The sequence below is a fragment of the Fusibacillus kribbianus genome, from assembly GCF_030053595.1.
Classification (GTDB): domain Bacteria; phylum Bacillota; class Clostridia; order Lachnospirales; family Lachnospiraceae; genus Lientehia; species Lientehia kribbiana.
In genome coordinates this window covers 87,448-103,472 of sequence record NZ_JASGBQ010000006.1, presented here as the reverse complement: position 1 = coordinate 103,472, position 16,025 = coordinate 87,448, and the positions used below count along the sequence as shown (strand labels likewise).

Sequence of the window (16,025 nt, the reverse complement as noted above, 5' to 3'; positions counted from 1 at the left end):
GCAATCCTCACACCGGTATATATCCTGTCTGGATTCATACCCGGTAACACTGGTCTTTTTCCTCTTTCCTACATTCCACAGGATCCGGCCCTGGGTACAGACGTAGCAGTCTGCTTCTTCAATACCACAGAGGGCAGGTTCTTCGGAACCTGCTTTTCTGTTTTTTACTGATTTTGGGGTATGAAAAGAGGGATGCTACACAACTAATTTTTGTTAGTTGTGCAACATCCCCTTCTTTCATTTCTCATAGTTTTCGGACTGCATTGCAAACTACACCAATCCCGATTTTCTCAAGTTATTTCCATCATCCTGCGGCTCGTTATAATTATTTTATCCGCGTTTTCTGCGTAAAGTCATTACTGCCATTGTTCCTGATGAAAGGAAAAACAACATCAAAAACATAATAAATACCATACTTGTCGGATCTGATGTATCCGCCGTGCCTAAGGTATTTGTTCCGGTACTCGTTTCGGAACCCTTTCCGTTATTATCCTCAGCAGGCGGATCCTCCGCTCCTAATGCCTTAATTTTTTCTGTTTCTTCCAACCCGCAGGCCAGACAGAAACGACTCCTGACGCCATCTTCTCCATAAGCGGCCGGCTTTATTTCCTCCCAATCCGAAAAAATATGTGTTCCTTTTGCATTTAGCGTAATCGTGCATAAGCTTATATTTCCGGCTTTATCTTCAGCCTCGATGGCATGAGTTTCTTTCTGATCACCTGCAAAAATCATATAATTTCCATTATCTGCCACTTCCGCAATCCTGCCATCAATCTTCACAATTTTAAGCTTCCCATTGTCAGAAACAGTAAATGTAACTCCACCGCAATAGGTCTTTTCATTTTCGATTCCTGCAATTACAGGAGCAGTGCTGTCCAAAACGATACCATTCGAAGAAACAAAGGTTATGTTACCGGACTTATCCATAATTTTTGCATAGACCACATACTTATTATCGGGATACAGATCAAAACTGCCTTCCTTCAGTTCTGTCCATTGATCGTCGGAAAGCTCTGCCAGTTCATCCTCCCCCATAACTGTTTCACTGGAACTGAGGAAATAGTATATTTTATCTACTCCACTTTCACCATCCTCCCCTGTAATGGTCACGGTCTGCTTTTGCCGATAGAAGATCTCATCAAAATTGATATTATTCTGAATATCCGTCCATTCATTTGTTCCTGCTTTTATTTTTCCGGACGGAGCAGTTCTGTCATCAATCTTATAAGGCACCTCTACGGTCCCGGTATAATTCCCTTTTCCTTCAACTACAGTCATATAGCTTCCGACTTCAATGAATGAAAGATCTCCGGATAATACGTAATCTTCATCTTTACTCAGCTCGTTCTCTCCATCTTTTACTCGAATGGAAGGCGTGATTATTTCACCTGTATGCAGAAATTCTTTCTGCGCTTCTACCATAGAAGCTGTAATTTCTTTTGGATCGATCGTAAAATTCTTTGTCACATCCGCAGGTAATTTATAATTTCCTGCTTTTGCTCCGGTAATGGCCTCTACAGCTGCTGTGTAAGATGTCTCTGTACCGGCATTCGCATTCGTCTGTTCCCCGGACAGGGTAAGAGAAATTGCATCATCTCCCACTGTTCCCAACACCGTCGTTTTTGGGATCTGCGGATTTCCGTTGTATGTAAGTCCGGAAGAATCCCACTGAATAGAAATCTCTTTTTGCTCTACGGTCAGAATACCGTCAACAAAATGGATATCATAATTAACAGAAGTCAGACCTGTCGGGGTAATCTTATAGCGATTGCCCACATTATCAAACTGATTGTAATCGAAGCTATATTTCAGTGTACCTCCCAGCACATTTGCCGTTTCATCATTCACAAAACCGCTGTATTCAACACCATTATCGGCCGGTTCATCACCGTAGATGATCGTGTTTGCCCTGGCGGTTACGGTCAAAGGAGCTTTATTGATCGCTCCTGCCGCATGATCAGGAAGCTTTACGTTGTAGTTGTCCACACCTGTTCCTGTGATCGTTTTGCCGGATGAATCAATATTAACGATTTTATTGTCTCCCGCATCTGCCGTTACAAAATATCCTTTCAGGCCGGAAATAGTAATACTGTCTCCGGGAATCAGGTTCTCCTGATTTACCAAAGCTTCTACCTGCGCATTCGTTTTCCCGTCATAAGCTTTTTCGGACACAGTAAGGACAGCACCAACCTCCTTTTTTTCAATGTCAGCCATTGCAGAAGCCTGATTTCCTTCTGCTGCCAGCACATAATTATCCTTGTCGGCACCGGCCAGAATGAAATTCTTAAGTACAACATTTTTCTTTACACCGGCTTTTGCATCATCAAAGTTTCCTTCTGCAGTAACCGTCAGCGTGTCCCCCTCCAGCTTTCCGGCAAAGGTCACACCGGAATAATCCAGAGTGGCTGTATCATTGCCGTCATAGGTTTTGTTCTTCGCAGTAATACCGGATACAGTAACCGCAGCAGGATTGATGGTAAAATCGGCGGCAGCACTTCCTGCCTTATAGTTATCCGTTTCCGCAACACTGGCACGAATCGTGTACTCACCTGCATTGACAGGAACATTTTCGGTATAGGTGCTGTCTGAGGCACCCTTAACCTTATAAGTGAAGGTCACTGTTCCGTTGCCTGTGTTCCCGGTAACCGAAGGCTCATGTTTTTCCGTCCCATACGTCCATCCGGTGATGGAAACCGTTGGAGTGATTGACGCCTTATCAATACGAAAGGCCTGCTCGGCTGTAAAAATGCCGTTGTCGCTTGTCACTGTCACCTTTGCCTTATATTTTCCTGCATTGACAGGCGCACCGGCCAGAGCACTTTCCGCGCCCTGCTCAGAAATACTGTAATATTTGATACCACTGACATTCGCTCCGGTAACAGAAGAAATCTCATCGGTTTTTGTTGCCTTCTGATACGGCTTACCGGAATACAGGGCATCCACTGCTGTAACAGACACTGCCAGAGCATGATCCCGCTGATAACTGCACTCCTCTGTATTTACTGTGTTCACACAGTATGCCTTCACTTCATTCCCTGAAGCAGAATATGTCCAGGTATGGTTATGTGCAGGACGAAAAACCGTAATTTCCACCGGGCTGCAGGCATAATCCGTAGCAGAAGTGTCATTCACATGCTCTGCAAAAATGTACAGATGATAATCTTTTCCTAATTCCTTATTTATTAAATCACTGGATAATACAAAGGTTCCTGTCCCTGTAGCCGCGTCTGCAGCAGAAGAGCTCTCTCCATTCGCATTTTTGATATTCTGCAGAGCGCCATAAGCCAGCACCTGAGCATTATTTGACGTATACGTCTTATCTGTGATCATATAAGAAATTCTATTGACTTTTTCTGCGTCCGCTGTTGCCCCATCGGTATAAGTATAAGGAACGGTAATCACGCCTTCCGGTGTATAGGTGACACTCTTTCCACCGGTAAGCTGAATTTTTTTGCTGCTGTCTAACAGTGTCATTTTATAGGACGCACCCGTCTGTCCGGCGGTTCCATCAACAACGGATAAGAACAGAATTTTGGACAAATCGATATTCAGAGCAGGAGATACGCCGGGAGTTTTTTCATAAACCAAATTTGCCACGATCACTCCAGCCGTATATTGTCCGACTGTAGCTGCGGAAGAAGTTCCACCGCTGTTCGTTAAAGGAGAGCGCAGCCACCAGGACGGTCGAATCCCCGTTTTCGTTCTGCTTTGCAGTTTATTGCTATCGCCATATCCATAGGTTGTATTCGTCACCTCCGCCGCATCCAGAACAAATATTTTCTCTCCGGTAAGAGGCGCAAAGGTTGCATATGGAATCGACTTATCCTGCGTATCCGGATTCGCCTTAACGCTTGCAGCTATGGCACCTTGCTCAATCCCGGAGAAACTGTTTGCTAAAAAGGTACTGTTTAATTCAGACCTTAACTGACAGGTACTCCAGACATTCGATCCGCCGTCATATTTATCAAAGCCTACCGCATAGAGTATGCTGTCACAGTCAAGCAGCATGGTCGTTCCGCCAAATACACCTGTATTATTATCAAGAACACGGTATTTCATGGGACTTCCATTATAGGTACCAAAGTACACATAACTTCCCACCCAGTTACTATCCTGATCTTTCGGAGCTTCCGGATTTGAGATAATTGACGTACCAAATCCTGCAATCGTTTTTTCACCGGATCCGGCATGTACCACAGAGATAGTCCCAAACGCAAATCCGATGAACAGAACAAAACTCAGTGCAATCCCCAATCCCCTCTTTTTAAATGAATGATTCTTCATAAAGAACCCCCACCGTCCTTTCCGGCACATTCCCCTGCTGCCGCTTTCCTTCTATTTGTTTCTTCTGATTGTCTGATAAAACCTGGATTCTTCACGGCACAGCCATGAAGAAGGCCGAAAGCCGCATAGTTCCTGTGTTTTAACGGAATACTGCTTTTCACCTGTCAAGTGAATGAAAAAAAGCCTCCATTGTGGTGATATTAAGGTGTTCGAAGCCATTAATAATATAAACAAAGAAGCCCATTATGGATAATGTAAACACTGTATCATCAGAAAGCAATAGGCAGATTAAAATAAATTTTGATGCCATCCTCCGTATATTTTATCTGATATATGAATTTTACCCCACCTTTTAAGATATTTTGCAACTCTCACATTCAAAAAATAATTGATATAAAAAGAAGCTCCTGAAAAGCCGAAGCTTCTCAGGAGCCCAAACCGACAACTATACTATTTGTATTCTCTGCACCGTTTTTTAGTACATCTTTGCTCCAGCCGGAATATGATCGTCCACCATCAGCAGATGGAGCTTCTCTTCTCCTTCTTCCTGATGTACGGCGCTGATCAGCATACCGTTAGACTCAATGCCCATCATGGCACGAGGCGGCAGATTGGTAATCGCAATGCAGGTCTTCCCAACCAGCTCTTCCGGTTCATAGTAAGCATGAATTCCACTTAAAATCGTGCGGTTTACACCTGTTCCATCATCCAGTGTAAACTGAAGCAGCTTCTTGGATTTCTTCACTGCTTCGCAGGCAAGTACCTTCACTGCACGGAAATCGGATTTGGAGAAGGTCTCAAAATCCACGCAGTCCTGGAACAGAGGCTCGATCTCAACCTTGGAGAAATCGATCTTTTCCTCCACAACAGGAGCGGAAGTCTTTTCTGTCTCAGTCTTCTTTGCAGCAGGCTTGGGATCCAGGCTCTTCATCGTCGGGAACAGCAAAACATCTCTGATCGCCGCCGAATCGGTCAGCAGCATTACCATTCTGTCGATGCCGTAGCCGATACCGCCGGTGGGAGGCATACCGATCTCCAGTGCATTAAGGAAGTCTTCATCTGTATGGTTGGCTTCCTCGTCGCCCTGGGCAAACTGCTCCTCCTGGGCTGCAAAACGCGCTCTCTGGTCAATGGGGTCGTTCAGCTCGGAGTACGCATTGGCCATCTCCCAGCCGTTCATAAAGAACTCGAAGCGCTCCACATAATCCGGATTCTCCGGCTTTCTCTTGGTAAGAGGAGAGATCTCAACCGGATGATCCATGACAAAGGTCGGCTGGATCAGATGCTCCTCAACAAATTCCTCAAAGAACAGATTCAGGATATCGCCCTTCTTATGGCGCTCCTCATATTCCACATGATGCTCTTTTGCTGCGGCCCTTGCTTCCTCCAGAGTATGGATCTCATTGAAATCCACGCCGGAATACTTTTTGACAGCATCCACCATGGTGATACGCTCAAAGGGCTTGCCGAGATCCATCTCGATTCCGTTGTATGTGATCGTGGTTGTGCCCAGCACCTCCTGAGCCACATACCGGTACATATTTTCCGTCAGATCCATCATACCGTGGTAATCGGTATAAGCCTGGTAAAGCTCCATCAGGGTAAATTCCGGATTGTGTCTTGTATCAAGGCCCTCATTGCGGAATACCCTGCCGATCTCATAGACGCGCTCCATGCCGCCTACGATCAGACGCTTCAGATACAGCTCCAGAGAGATCCGAAGCTTCAGATCCTCATCCAGGGCATTGAAATGGGTCTCGAAGGGTCTGGCAGCCGCACCGCCTGCGTTGGAAACCAGCATGGGGGTCTCCACCTCCATGAAACCCTGGCTGTCCAGGAAACGACGGATGGTGCTGATGATTCTGGAACGCTTGATAAAGGTATCCTTGACCTCCGGATTCATGATCAGATCCACATACCGCTGACGGTAACGCAGATCCGTATTGGTGAGGCCGTGATATTTCTCCGGAAGGATCTGGAGACTCTTGGAAAGAAGAGTCACCTCCTCCGCATGAATGGAGATCTCGCCGGTCTTTGTCTTGAATACCGTTCCTCTGACGCCGACCAGATCACCGATATCCAGCTTTTTAAAGGCCGCATAAGGCTCCTCGCCCACGCTGTCTCTGGCCACGTACACCTGGATGGTTCCGGGCAGATCCTGAACATGGCAGAAGGAAGCCTTTCCCATCACACGCTTGGACATCATTCTGCCCGCGATGGAAACCTCCTTACCCTCCAGTTCCTCATACTGCTCCTTAATATCACTGCTGTGATGGCTCACGCCATATTTTCTGATCTGAAAAGGATCCTTGCCCTCTGCCTGAAGTCCCGCCAGCTTTTCCCGGCGCACCTTGAGAAGCTGTCCAATATCCTGTTCCTGGGTTTTTTTCTGCTCTGCCATGTTTTCCCTCTTTTACTGTCGTTTTATCCTACTTGTTTCAAAAGCTATCGGCTCCGCTCCGGCAGCAAAAGCCGTTCTCTATTATGACACGCGCTTGATATCAAGCACCTTATATTCAATCTCTCCGGCCTGAGTCTCAACCACCACGGTATCGCCCACACGCTTGCCGATCAGGGCCCTGCCTACCGGTGACTCATTGGAAATCTTATTCTGAAGACTGTTGGCCTCGGTGGAACCGACGATGCGGAAATCCATTTCCTCCTCGTACTCCACATCGTAAACCTTCACTTCGCAGCCTACACTGATCTTATCCAGTGCGATCTCATCCTCAACAACGACCTCTGCGTTTTTCAGAAGCTTCTCCAGTTCCTCAATGCGAAGCTCAATGTCTCTCTGCTCATCCTTTGCCGCATCATACTCGGCATTCTCGGAAAGGTCTCCCTGTTCTCTCGCTTCCTTGATCTTCTGGGCAACCTCCTTCCTCTTAACCACCTTAAGCTCTGCCAGCTCATCCTCATATTTCTTGAGTCCGGCGTAGGTCAAAATGTTCTTCTTTGTTTCTGCCATACCACTTAAATCCCTTTCTGTTTCAAATTTTCAGCGCATCATGTTGTATAGTATATGTCATTTGTAATGTTCTTTTTCAGCGTTGATATGGAAAAGGCTATAAGCCTCCACATTCAACGTATTATATCCCAAAGGCCAGTCCTTGTCAATAATTTCTGCCGCTTCCTCTATACAGTTTCCGGGCTTTTCAGCCGCTCTGCCAGAAGCTCCTCCAGCTGTGCCAGAGTCTCCACCCGGTTCACCGCCTCCCGAAGCGATGCAGAATGAGGACAGCCTGCCGTGTACCAGGCCACATGCTTCCGCATTTCCCGCATGGCCATGGCTTCTCCCTTGAAATCCGCCAGCATTTTTCCATGGCGGAGGATCATCTCCCGCACCTCTGCCACAGTCGGACGCTCCGGTATCCGTCCGCTCTCCAGAAGAAACCGGATATCCCGGAAAAGCCAGGGATTTCCTCTGGCTCCTCTGGCAGCCATCACTCCGTCGCAGCCGGTCTCACGAAACATCCGCTCCGCATCCCCGGCAGTAAAAATGTCTCCGTTTCCGATGACCGGAATGGACACGGCCTCCTTCACCCTGCGGATGATCTCCCAGTCGGCCTTTCCGGAATAATACTGCTCTCTTGTCCTTCCGTGAACGGCAATGGCCGCCACCCCGGCATCCTCCGCGATCTTAGCGATCTCCACGGCGTTGGACTCTGCCTCTGTAAAGCCCTTTCGGATCTTCACGGTAACCGGCTTTTTGACCGCCCGTACCATGGCCCGCAGGATCTCTCCAGCCAGCTTCGGCTCCCGCATCAGCGAGGAGCCCTCATGGTTATTCACCACCTTCGGCACAGGACATCCCATATTGAAATCAATGATGTCATAGGGCCCCGGCTCCAAACGAGCGGCAATTTCTCCCAAAAGCTCCGGCTCTGAGCCGAACAGCTGCAGGGAAACCGGGCGTTCCCTGTCATCCACAGCAAGAAGAGGGGCACTGTTTTTGTTGTTATAGTGAACAGCCTTGGCGCTGACCATTTCCGTACATACCAGCCCGCAGCCCTGCTCTCTGCAGAGGACGCGAAATGGCAGGTCTGTCACGCCTGCCATCGGTGCCAGCACTACCGGAGTGTCCAGGACCACACTGCCGATCACCAGCTTTTTCCTTTCGTTCATGAATCCTTCCCCAGATAAAAGGTTTTGTAAAACAGTTCCAACGATTCCAGGAGCTCCGTTTTTTCCCGCTGGATCTGCTTGATCTTGAGAACGCTTCCGATCTCATCAAAGAGATAGTCCGCCTCCTCGTTTTCCACACGAAGCTCCAGATTCCCTTCCTCATCAAACTCAAGGGTCAGGATCCCTCCCACGTCCTCCACATACAGCACGCAGAGGACCTGGAGCTCCTGACGGATGCTCTCCGGAAGCAGGGAAAACTCTTCATTGAAATAATATTTCTGCGTGTAGGAATTGGCCCCACACAGCACCTTTTTGTCATACATATCACACATACCCGTATACGCCCCGGACCGATACCTCACCGGAGTCCACTGTTTTTATTCTTTTGCCGTTTTCCGGCTCCACCAGAAGACGGCCGTTTTCATCGATCCCCCGGGCAATTCCCTTCCATTCCCCTTTGGGGTCAAGCACGCAGACTGCCTGATCCATGTTGAGAAGCCTCGATTCATAGACCTCCTTCAGAGGGGACAGATCCGCCGTCTTTAAAAATTCCTCATAATATTTTTCAAAGGCTTCCCATACCCGGGCAATGACCTCTGCGCGGCATACCCTCTTCCCCGATTCCAGGAAAAGGGAGGTCGCCCTTTCGGAAAGCTCCTCGGGAAACTCCTCAATATTGGCATTGATCCCGATTCCAATCACCACATGGTTGATGTAATCCGGCTCTGCGCTCATCTCCGTCAGAATTCCGCAGACCTTTTTCCCGCCGATCACAAGATCGTTGGGCCATTTGATCCCCGCATCCAGACCGGTCGCCCGACCGATCCCATCAGCCACCGCCATGGCTGCCACCAGGGTCAGCATGGATGCCTGAGAGGGCGAAAAATCCGGTTTCAGAAGAAGAGTCATCCAGATGCCGGTTCCTCCCGGGGATGTCCAGCACCGTCCGCGGCGGCCCTTCCCGGCCTCCTGAAGCTCCGCCACCACCAGTGTCCCGTGAGCAGCGCCGGCTTCCGCGCGGCGTTTTGCCTCATTGTTGGTGGAATCAGTTTTTTCCAGAAATACCGTGGGATGTCCCGCCCATGCGGTGTGAAGCCTGGACAGGATTTCCGCCTCCGTGACCACATCCGGCGCCTCCAGAAGATGATATCCCTTATTCTGCACGGCCTCAATGACATAGCCGTCCTCCTTCAGCTGGCCGATGGCTTTCCACACGGCAGTGCGGGAGACAGACAGCTGCCGGCAGATATCCTGACCGGACACATAGCCCTCCTGCTCCCGCAGTAATTGTAATATTCTCGCTTTCAAAACCTACCTCCAAAGGCAGATGGCACTGACCGCCGCCAGCAGGAGCATGATCCCCGCCACCACGAACAGGCCGATGCCCAGCGCCTTTTTCTTTCCGCTGCCCTTTCCGTAGCCGCCCATCATTCTGGGAACAGCTGCCAGGCACTGAAAAATTGCCGCCAGCAGAAATACCACCGGAAACAGATAGCTGTTTTCCTCCGGTTTGATCAGGGTAAAGACCCCCAGTCCGATCACTGCCAGCCCTGCCGCCACAGACAACACATCAAAAATCGTCTGCTTTGTATATGGGTTCTTTTTTGTTCTGTTATACATGAAGCTTCTATCTCCCAGATTCTTTCGTAAGCCTGAGTCCGTGAAGAGCATCAATCTCCGAGGGTCGCCACCATCACAGCCTTGATGGTATGCATCCGGTTCTCTGCCTCATCAAACACCACAGACTGCTCCGACTCAAAGACCTCCTCCGTCACCTCATTGCCCTTAACAGCAGGCAGACAGTGCATGAAGATGGTGGAAGCCTTTCCGGTGCTTTCCATGAGGGCTCTGTTCACCTGATACGGCTTAAGCAGAGTCAGGCGTTCTGCCGCCTTGTCCTCCTCGCCCATGGAGCACCATACATCTGTATAGATCACATCGGCTCCCGTTACCGCCGCCGTATCGTCTGTGATCGTCAGTGTACTTCCCGCTTCTTCCGCATAACCGCGGCAGGTCTCCACCAGAGCCTCCTCCGGCCAGAGAGCCTTCGGCGCAATGATGGTGCAGTTGACGCCCATCTTGCCGCAGCCAACCATCAGGCTGTTGGACATATTGTTCCGTCCGTCGCCGATAAATACAAAATTCAGTCCCTTGAGATGTCCGAAGTTTTCTTCCATCGTGAGAAAATCCGCCAGGATCTGTGTAGGGTGATAATCGTCGGTAAGTCCGTTCCAGACTACGACGCCGGAATCCTTTGCCAGCGTCTCCACATGGGAATGAAGAAATCCGCGGAACTCAATTCCGTCAAACATCCGTCCGAGGACCCTGGCCGTATCCTCGACACTCTCCTTCTTTCCCAGCTGGATCTCCCCCTTGCCCAGGTAAGTGGGAAAACCGCCTTCGTCATTGGCCGCCACCGTAAAGGCACAGCGGGTTCTTGTAGAAGGCTTTTCAAATATCAGTGCGATATTCTTTCCCTTCAGGCTGCTGCCGGTGATTCCCTGCTTCTTCTTTGCCTTCAGATCGGCTGCCAGATCCAGAAAATTCTGGATCTCCTCCGGGGTAAAATCCTTCAGTGTCAGGAAATTTCTTCCCTTCAGACTTTTCATAATCTCCATCGTTGTCTTATCCTCCGTCCTGTCAGTCCTTTGCCACTTCTACCAGGCTTTTGATTCCGCCTGCAATTCCCTGGATATCCGAGGGAATGATGATCTTTGTTGCCTGTCCGTCGGCCGCCTTCGCAAATGCCTCCAGACTCTTGAGCTGGAGCACTGCGCTGTCTGCACCGGCCTCTTTAATGAGACGGATGCCCTCCGCATTGGCCTCCTGCACCTTCAAAATAGCCTGAGCCTGGCCTTCGGCCTCACGGATCGTCGCTTCCTTCTTTGCCTCAGCCCGCAGGATCGCCGCCTGCTTTTCTGCCTCTGCATCCAGGATCGCCGATTCCTTCTTGCCTTCTGCCACCAGAATGGTGGATTTCTTCTCGCCCTCTGCCTGCAGGATCTTTTCCCGGCGCTCACGCTCCGCCTTCATCTGCTTCTCCATGGAATCCTGGATCTCTCTGGGCGGAATGATATTTTTTAGCTCCACGCGGTTTACCTTGATCCCCCAGGGATCTGTCGCCACGTCCAGCTGGGTCCGCATCTTTGTATTGATCAGCTCTCTGGAGGTCAGAGTCTGATCCAGCTCCAGATCGCCGATAATATTACGCAGGGTAGTAGCCGTCAGATTCTCAATGGCCATCAGCGGATTCTCCACACCGTAGGCATACAGCTTCGGATCCGTGATCTGGAAAAAGACGACGGTATCGATCTGCATAGTTACGTTATCCTTCGTAATCACCGGCTGGGGCTTGAAATCAATGACCTGCTCCTTTAAATTTACCTTCTTTGCCACCCGGTCAATAAAAGGTGCCTTCACATGAAGTCCCACTGACCATGTGGTACGGTAACCTCCCAGGCGCTCCAGCACGACCGCCTTCGCCTGCGGAACGATCTTAATGCAGGAGGCAAGGATCCACAGGATCACCACTGCCAGAACGACAACGGCAATGATCACTCCCATACTGCCCGCACCGATCAAAAATCCTCTGCTCATAATTGTTCCTCCTTGTTTTAAAGATCTTCATCAAAGCTTCCGGACGATCAGCCTGACTCCTCTGACCTCCTCGATCACGGTCATGGTCTCCGGCTCAATGATCTCATCATCGGCAGATCTGGCAGCCCAGAACTGTCCGTTCACCACCGCTTCCCCGGTTCCCTGCCTGTTGTCGATCTTCTCCGTCACACGCGCTTCTTTTCCGATGAGCCCCTCCACATTTGTCTTTTCCGGCTCCTTGTTGATATACCGCTTCGCAAAGGGCCTGGTAAAAAACAGGAGCATCAGAGATATCACAATAAACAGCACCACCTGCAGCCAGAGCTCTGCGCCTGCCACGCAGGCGATGAATGCCGCCAGAGCGCCTCCGGCAAACCAGATGGTCGTCAGCCCCATGGTCACAGCTTCGATGACCAGAAGGACAATAATCGCTATCAGCCAATACACCGCTGTCACAGCACACACTCCTTTCATCAAAAGCGCAGTACTTTACAGAAACAGTATAACCCATTTTCTCCGCTATTACAAGCAAAAAGAACCGGCGCCCAGGCACCGGTTCCCTTAATTTCTCCATATTCTGTTGTCTGTCTCACTGGTTTTTGTTTTACCGCTTAACCCAGACCTCTCTGTATCTCACGCCCCAGCTTCCGGTACGGGAATGATCCGCGATGAACAGATCGATCTGATACGGGTTGCTGTTTGCAAAGCCGCCGGTATCCTCCGCCACATAAACGCCGTCCAGGCCTTCGATCTTGACCTGTGTACCATAGGGAATGATCCAGGGTGCCACAGCAATCGTGCGTCCCTCAGAAGGGGTTGCCCCTGAAGCTGTGGTACCTGCCCACTTACCGTTGCAGCATGCTCCGCCGCAGTATGCAGTGATCTTGAACTCGCCGAGGGATACCCAGCCAGAACCGGACTCGGCGGCCGCAGACTGGCTGCTCTTTTTCTCAGCCTGTGCTGCTTCCTTTTCTGCCTGTGCCTTAGCCTGTGCCTTAGCTTCCTCCTCCGCACGGACCTGCTCCATGGACTTGGCCTCGCCAAGACGGAATGAGGTGGTCACATAATCTGCACACACATAGCCTTCTGTATCATCTTCGTAAACGATCTTTACCCACTGAAGCTCTGCCGCTTCGAGGCTCTCTGCGCTCTGAGCCGGATCTGTCTGGCCCTCTGTCTGAAGAGCAGCTCCCTGTACGGGAACGGTCTCCGTCACAGTCTCTGCCACAGCCTCCAAAGCCTCGCCGGAACAGCTTGCCGTCTCAGCACCCGAAGCCTGTGCGGTCTCCTTCTGACTTTCTCCTGTTTCCGCTGCCGCAGAAGTCTCCGTTTCCTTCGTCTCAGCAGTCTCACTGCTTTCTTCCGTCTCTTCTGCTTCTTCCGCCGTCTCTTCCGGCACCAGCCTGTAAACCTCGCCGCCATTGACAACTCCGATCCAGGTGGAATCCACGGAAGCGCCTGCTCTTACCCGCACGCCGTCTTCCTTCACCGTCGCCACCAGCTCCAGAGTTTCCTCGGCAAAGGCCTGTGCTGCTTCTCCGGACACAATATATTCATTGTGTACCCAGCCCTCGACGCCGCCGGATGAAATCTTCGTCCAGCCGTCTCCTGTCTCAAGGATATCACCGGCACTTCCCTCATAGAGACGTCCGACGATCTCGCTCTCCTCAGAGGGCTCCTGACGGATATTCTGATATGTGTCCACAGTCGTAACAGCCTTGTTCTGCAGCTCGGGGGCAACAGCCTGTGCGCCCTGTTCCTGTCCGGCCTCTGCAGCCTGTGCCGTCAGCGCTCCGTTATCCTGTGCCGCAGCCGACATATTCTGCAATTCAGCTCCAGTCGTTTCTTTCGTATTTTCAGCCGACTGCTTTGTCGTCTGTCCGAGCTGATCGTTCTGTACCGCCCAGCCAAAATCGGCGGCACCGCCTGCCACAGATGCTCCGGCAATCCGCGCCGCAGCCGTTTCCGGCCCGACAGACTGCTGACTGCCCTTCTCTGTACTCTTTATTACAATTTCTCGTATGTTCTCTTCCAGTGAGGTCTTCCTGATGTCTTGTGCCCCCAGGCCGGATCCCAGGCTGATTTCTGCTGATGCCACAGTCAGAGTGTCTCCTGCGGCTGCCGCCATCAGATCCCTGCAGGGAGTCAGAGTACAAAGCAATGCACCTGCAACAAAGCATGAAACGATGCTTTTCTTTTTGGTTAACATTGTATACCTCCTTGTTTCCTGCTGTAACAATTTCCCCCGGATATGGGCCTAAATATTAAGCCAATATTCGAATTGTTACAACTTTGTTACACCGCCATCATAGCACCAACTTTTTATTTTGTCAACTGTTTCCCACTTTGCTCTTTTTTTCAGCCTATTTTTAGTTCCTTTCCACCACTTCTCTCCCATTTCCAAATTTTTCTGTTTTTCGACAAAATTCCCGCCCATCAAATTGTAAAGAATTTGTTACATCTTCCACCACATATAGAAGGCCGCGGGAGTCCTCAGCACTATATCATGTGCTTTGGACCTCCGCGGCCCTTTCAGAAAAAACGAGGCCCCAAAGCCCCGTTTTTTCCCTTTTATGCCCGTCTTTGACGGGCTGTTTCGTACATAAAAACAGATGCTGCAATTGCCGCATTTAAGGACTCTACCGCGCCCTTCATAGGAATTTTTACAAGAAAATCTGCAGCGTCGGAAAGCTCCTTCGAAAGCCCCGCAGCCTCATTTCCGATCAGGAATGCCGACGGTCCCCGGTAGTTTGCTTCCTCATAGTTTTTTTCTCCCCTCAGATGGGCTGCGTAGGAAACGATCCCTGCCTGCCGGCACCTGGAAAGAACCCCCGGAAGGTCCTCAGACACGACAAAGGGAACGCGGTAAATGGAACCCATCGTGGAACGGATCACCTTCGGATTGTAGATATCCACCGTTTCCCTGCTCATAATGACCCCGGTCACACCGGCGCCCTCGCCGGCCCTTATAATGGTCCCAAGATTTCCGGGATCCTGAAGATTCTCCAGAATCATTAAAAGCGGCGGCTCCGCTCCTCCCCTGTACAGATCCCTCTCAGCCCAGGCCATGGATTTTATGACAGCCAGGACCCCCTGAGGCGTCTGGGTGTCGGCCATGGCCCGGAAGGCACTGTCTGACACTTCCGTGAAAGAACGTCCGGCTAAAAGCTCCCGTCCTCCCTGATTCACAAAAGAATCGGAGGCGTAGATGGAAATCACCCGGTTCGCCGGAGCCTCCAGGACCATTTTCAGTCCTTCCACCACAAAGGCCCCCTGCTCTCTCCTGTATTTTGCCTTTTTCTGCAGGGCCGCCACATGCTTCACCTGCCCGCTTTTGCTGCTCTCGATCCTCATAAAAGCTCCCGCTCCAGATCCTTGTTGCTTCCGATAATAATAAAGGTCTCAGAACCCTGGATGACGCTGTCCGGATCCACGATAAGGACCAGGTCCTCCAGATCGCCCTTTCTTGCAATGATATTGATCCCCTTACTCCGAAGATTCAGTTCCCGGATGGTTTTCCCGATCCACTTCTTCGGCACCTCGATCTCCACCATGCTGAACTTCTTGGAAAGCTCGATGGTTTCCAGGAAATTTCCCGAGGCCAGGTTTCGTCCGAGACGGATGCCCGTGGCCTTCTCGGGAAAGATCACCTGATCTGCTCCCACCCGCTTCAACACGGTGGCATGGATATCGCTGTTGGCCTTGGCCAGCACATAGGGAACACCGCACTCCTTGGCACAGATGGTCGCCATAATACTGGATTCCAGATTCTCACCAATTCCCACGATCACGCCGTCCATATTGTGGATCCCCAGCGACCGGACCACCGCCTGATCCGCCACATTGGCGCAGGCCGCATGGGTCACATAAGCTGAGATCTCCTGGACCTTTTCTTGGTTGCTGTCAACGGCCAGGACCTGGCAGCCGTTTTCCTCCAGCGCGATGGCAATGCTGCTTCCAAACTCTCCCAGTCCAAACACCGCAAATTCTTTTTTTGCCATTTGTCTCCCTCTCTCATT

At 50.5% G+C, this 16,025-nt stretch carries 13 protein-coding genes; all 13 read right to left on the bottom strand.

All coding sequences use genetic code 11. From position 1 onward, the window contains the following. Positions 1-330: 330 nt before the first annotated feature. The 13 genes from QJ036_RS05870 to QJ036_RS05810 all read right to left on the bottom strand — a co-directional run bounded on the left by QJ036_RS05870 (position 331) and on the right by QJ036_RS05810 (position 16,007). Positions 331-4,284 (bottom strand): YDG domain-containing protein, encoded by a 3,954-nt coding sequence (locus QJ036_RS05870; RefSeq protein WP_283230515.1) that lies wholly within the window; start codon positions 4,282-4,284, stop codon positions 331-333. Positions 4,285-4,759: 475 nt separating this feature from the next. Further along, positions 4,760-6,685: a lysine--tRNA ligase gene (gene lysS / locus QJ036_RS05865; RefSeq protein ID WP_283230514.1), complete on the bottom strand. Its 1,926-nt coding sequence runs from the start codon at positions 6,683-6,685 to the stop codon at positions 4,760-4,762. Positions 6,686-6,766: 81 nt separating this feature from the next. After that, positions 6,767-7,252: a transcription elongation factor GreA gene (gene greA, locus QJ036_RS05860; protein ID WP_283230513.1), complete on the bottom strand. Its 486-nt coding sequence runs from the start codon at positions 7,250-7,252 to the stop codon at positions 6,767-6,769. 167 nt (positions 7,253-7,419) lie between these two features. Then, positions 7,420-8,409, bottom strand: coding sequence for a tRNA dihydrouridine synthase DusB (dusB, locus tag QJ036_RS05855; protein WP_283230512.1), 990 nt, complete (start codon positions 8,407-8,409; stop codon positions 7,420-7,422). Then, positions 8,406-8,732, bottom strand: coding sequence for a DUF6145 family protein (locus QJ036_RS05850; RefSeq protein WP_283230519.1), 327 nt, complete (start codon positions 8,730-8,732; stop codon positions 8,406-8,408). The genes dusB and QJ036_RS05850 overlap by 4 nt, the downstream gene beginning before the upstream one ends. Before the next feature lies 1 nt (position 8,733). Then, complete coding sequence (locus QJ036_RS05845) at positions 8,734-9,717, bottom strand: biotin--[acetyl-CoA-carboxylase] ligase (RefSeq protein ID WP_283230511.1); 984 nt, start codon at positions 9,715-9,717, stop codon at positions 8,734-8,736. 3 nt (positions 9,718-9,720) lie between these two features. Continuing rightward, positions 9,721-10,029, bottom strand: coding sequence for a DUF6637 family protein (locus QJ036_RS05840; protein ID WP_283230510.1), 309 nt, complete (start codon positions 10,027-10,029; stop codon positions 9,721-9,723). 50 nt (positions 10,030-10,079) lie between these two features. After that, complete coding sequence (argF, locus tag QJ036_RS05835; RefSeq protein WP_283230509.1) at positions 10,080-11,027, bottom strand: ornithine carbamoyltransferase; 948 nt, start codon at positions 11,025-11,027, stop codon at positions 10,080-10,082. A gap of 22 nt (positions 11,028-11,049) precedes the next feature. Beyond that, on the bottom strand, positions 11,050-11,973 hold the full coding sequence (locus tag QJ036_RS05830; RefSeq protein WP_283230518.1) for an SPFH domain-containing protein: 924 nt from the start codon (positions 11,971-11,973) through the stop codon (positions 11,050-11,052). A gap of 63 nt (positions 11,974-12,036) precedes the next feature. After that, positions 12,037-12,462, bottom strand: coding sequence for an NfeD family protein (locus QJ036_RS05825; RefSeq protein ID WP_283230508.1), 426 nt, complete (start codon positions 12,460-12,462; stop codon positions 12,037-12,039). Between the two features lie 148 nt (positions 12,463-12,610). Continuing rightward, a complete protein-coding gene (locus QJ036_RS05820) occupies positions 12,611-14,215 on the bottom strand; it encodes an SH3 domain-containing protein (protein WP_283230507.1) in 1,605 nt (534 codons plus the stop codon). Positions 14,216-14,577: 362 nt separating this feature from the next. After that, positions 14,578-15,360, bottom strand: a complete 783-nt coding sequence (locus tag QJ036_RS05815; RefSeq protein ID WP_283230506.1) for a TrmH family RNA methyltransferase — start codon at positions 15,358-15,360, stop codon at positions 14,578-14,580. Further along, on the bottom strand, positions 15,357-16,007 hold the full coding sequence (locus QJ036_RS05810) for a potassium channel family protein (protein WP_283230505.1): 651 nt from the start codon (positions 16,005-16,007) through the stop codon (positions 15,357-15,359). The genes QJ036_RS05815 and QJ036_RS05810 overlap by 4 nt, the downstream gene beginning before the upstream one ends. Between the last annotated feature and the right edge of the window lie 18 nt (positions 16,008-16,025).

Bases quoted from the DNA above. Each gene is read 5' to 3' on its own strand.
- QJ036_RS05870 (WP_283230515.1), bottom strand. From the start codon at position 4,284: ATGAAGAATCATTCATTTAAAAAGAGGGGATTGGGGATTGCACTGAGT.
- lysS (WP_283230514.1), bottom strand. From the start codon at position 6,685: ATGGCAGAGCAGAAAAAAACCCAGGAACAGGATATTGGACAGCTTCTC.
- greA (WP_283230513.1), bottom strand. From the start codon at position 7,252: ATGGCAGAAACAAAGAAGAACATTTTGACCTACGCCGGACTCAAGAAA.
- dusB (WP_283230512.1), bottom strand. From the start codon at position 8,409: ATGAACGAAAGGAAAAAGCTGGTGATCGGCAGTGTGGTCCTGGACACT.
- QJ036_RS05850 (WP_283230519.1), bottom strand. From the start codon at position 8,732: ATGTATGACAAAAAGGTGCTGTGTGGGGCCAATTCCTACACGCAGAAA.
- QJ036_RS05840 (WP_283230510.1), bottom strand. From the start codon at position 10,029: ATGTATAACAGAACAAAAAAGAACCCATATACAAAGCAGACGATTTTT.
- argF (WP_283230509.1), bottom strand. From the start codon at position 11,027: ATGGAGATTATGAAAAGTCTGAAGGGAAGAAATTTCCTGACACTGAAG.
- QJ036_RS05830 (WP_283230518.1), bottom strand. From the start codon at position 11,973: ATGGGAGTGATCATTGCCGTTGTCGTTCTGGCAGTGGTGATCCTGTGG.
- QJ036_RS05820 (WP_283230507.1), bottom strand. From the start codon at position 14,215: ATGTTAACCAAAAAGAAAAGCATCGTTTCATGCTTTGTTGCAGGTGCA.
- QJ036_RS05815 (WP_283230506.1), bottom strand. From the start codon at position 15,360: ATGAGGATCGAGAGCAGCAAAAGCGGGCAGGTGAAGCATGTGGCGGCC.
- QJ036_RS05810 (WP_283230505.1), bottom strand. From the start codon at position 16,007: ATGGCAAAAAAAGAATTTGCGGTGTTTGGACTGGGAGAGTTTGGAAGC.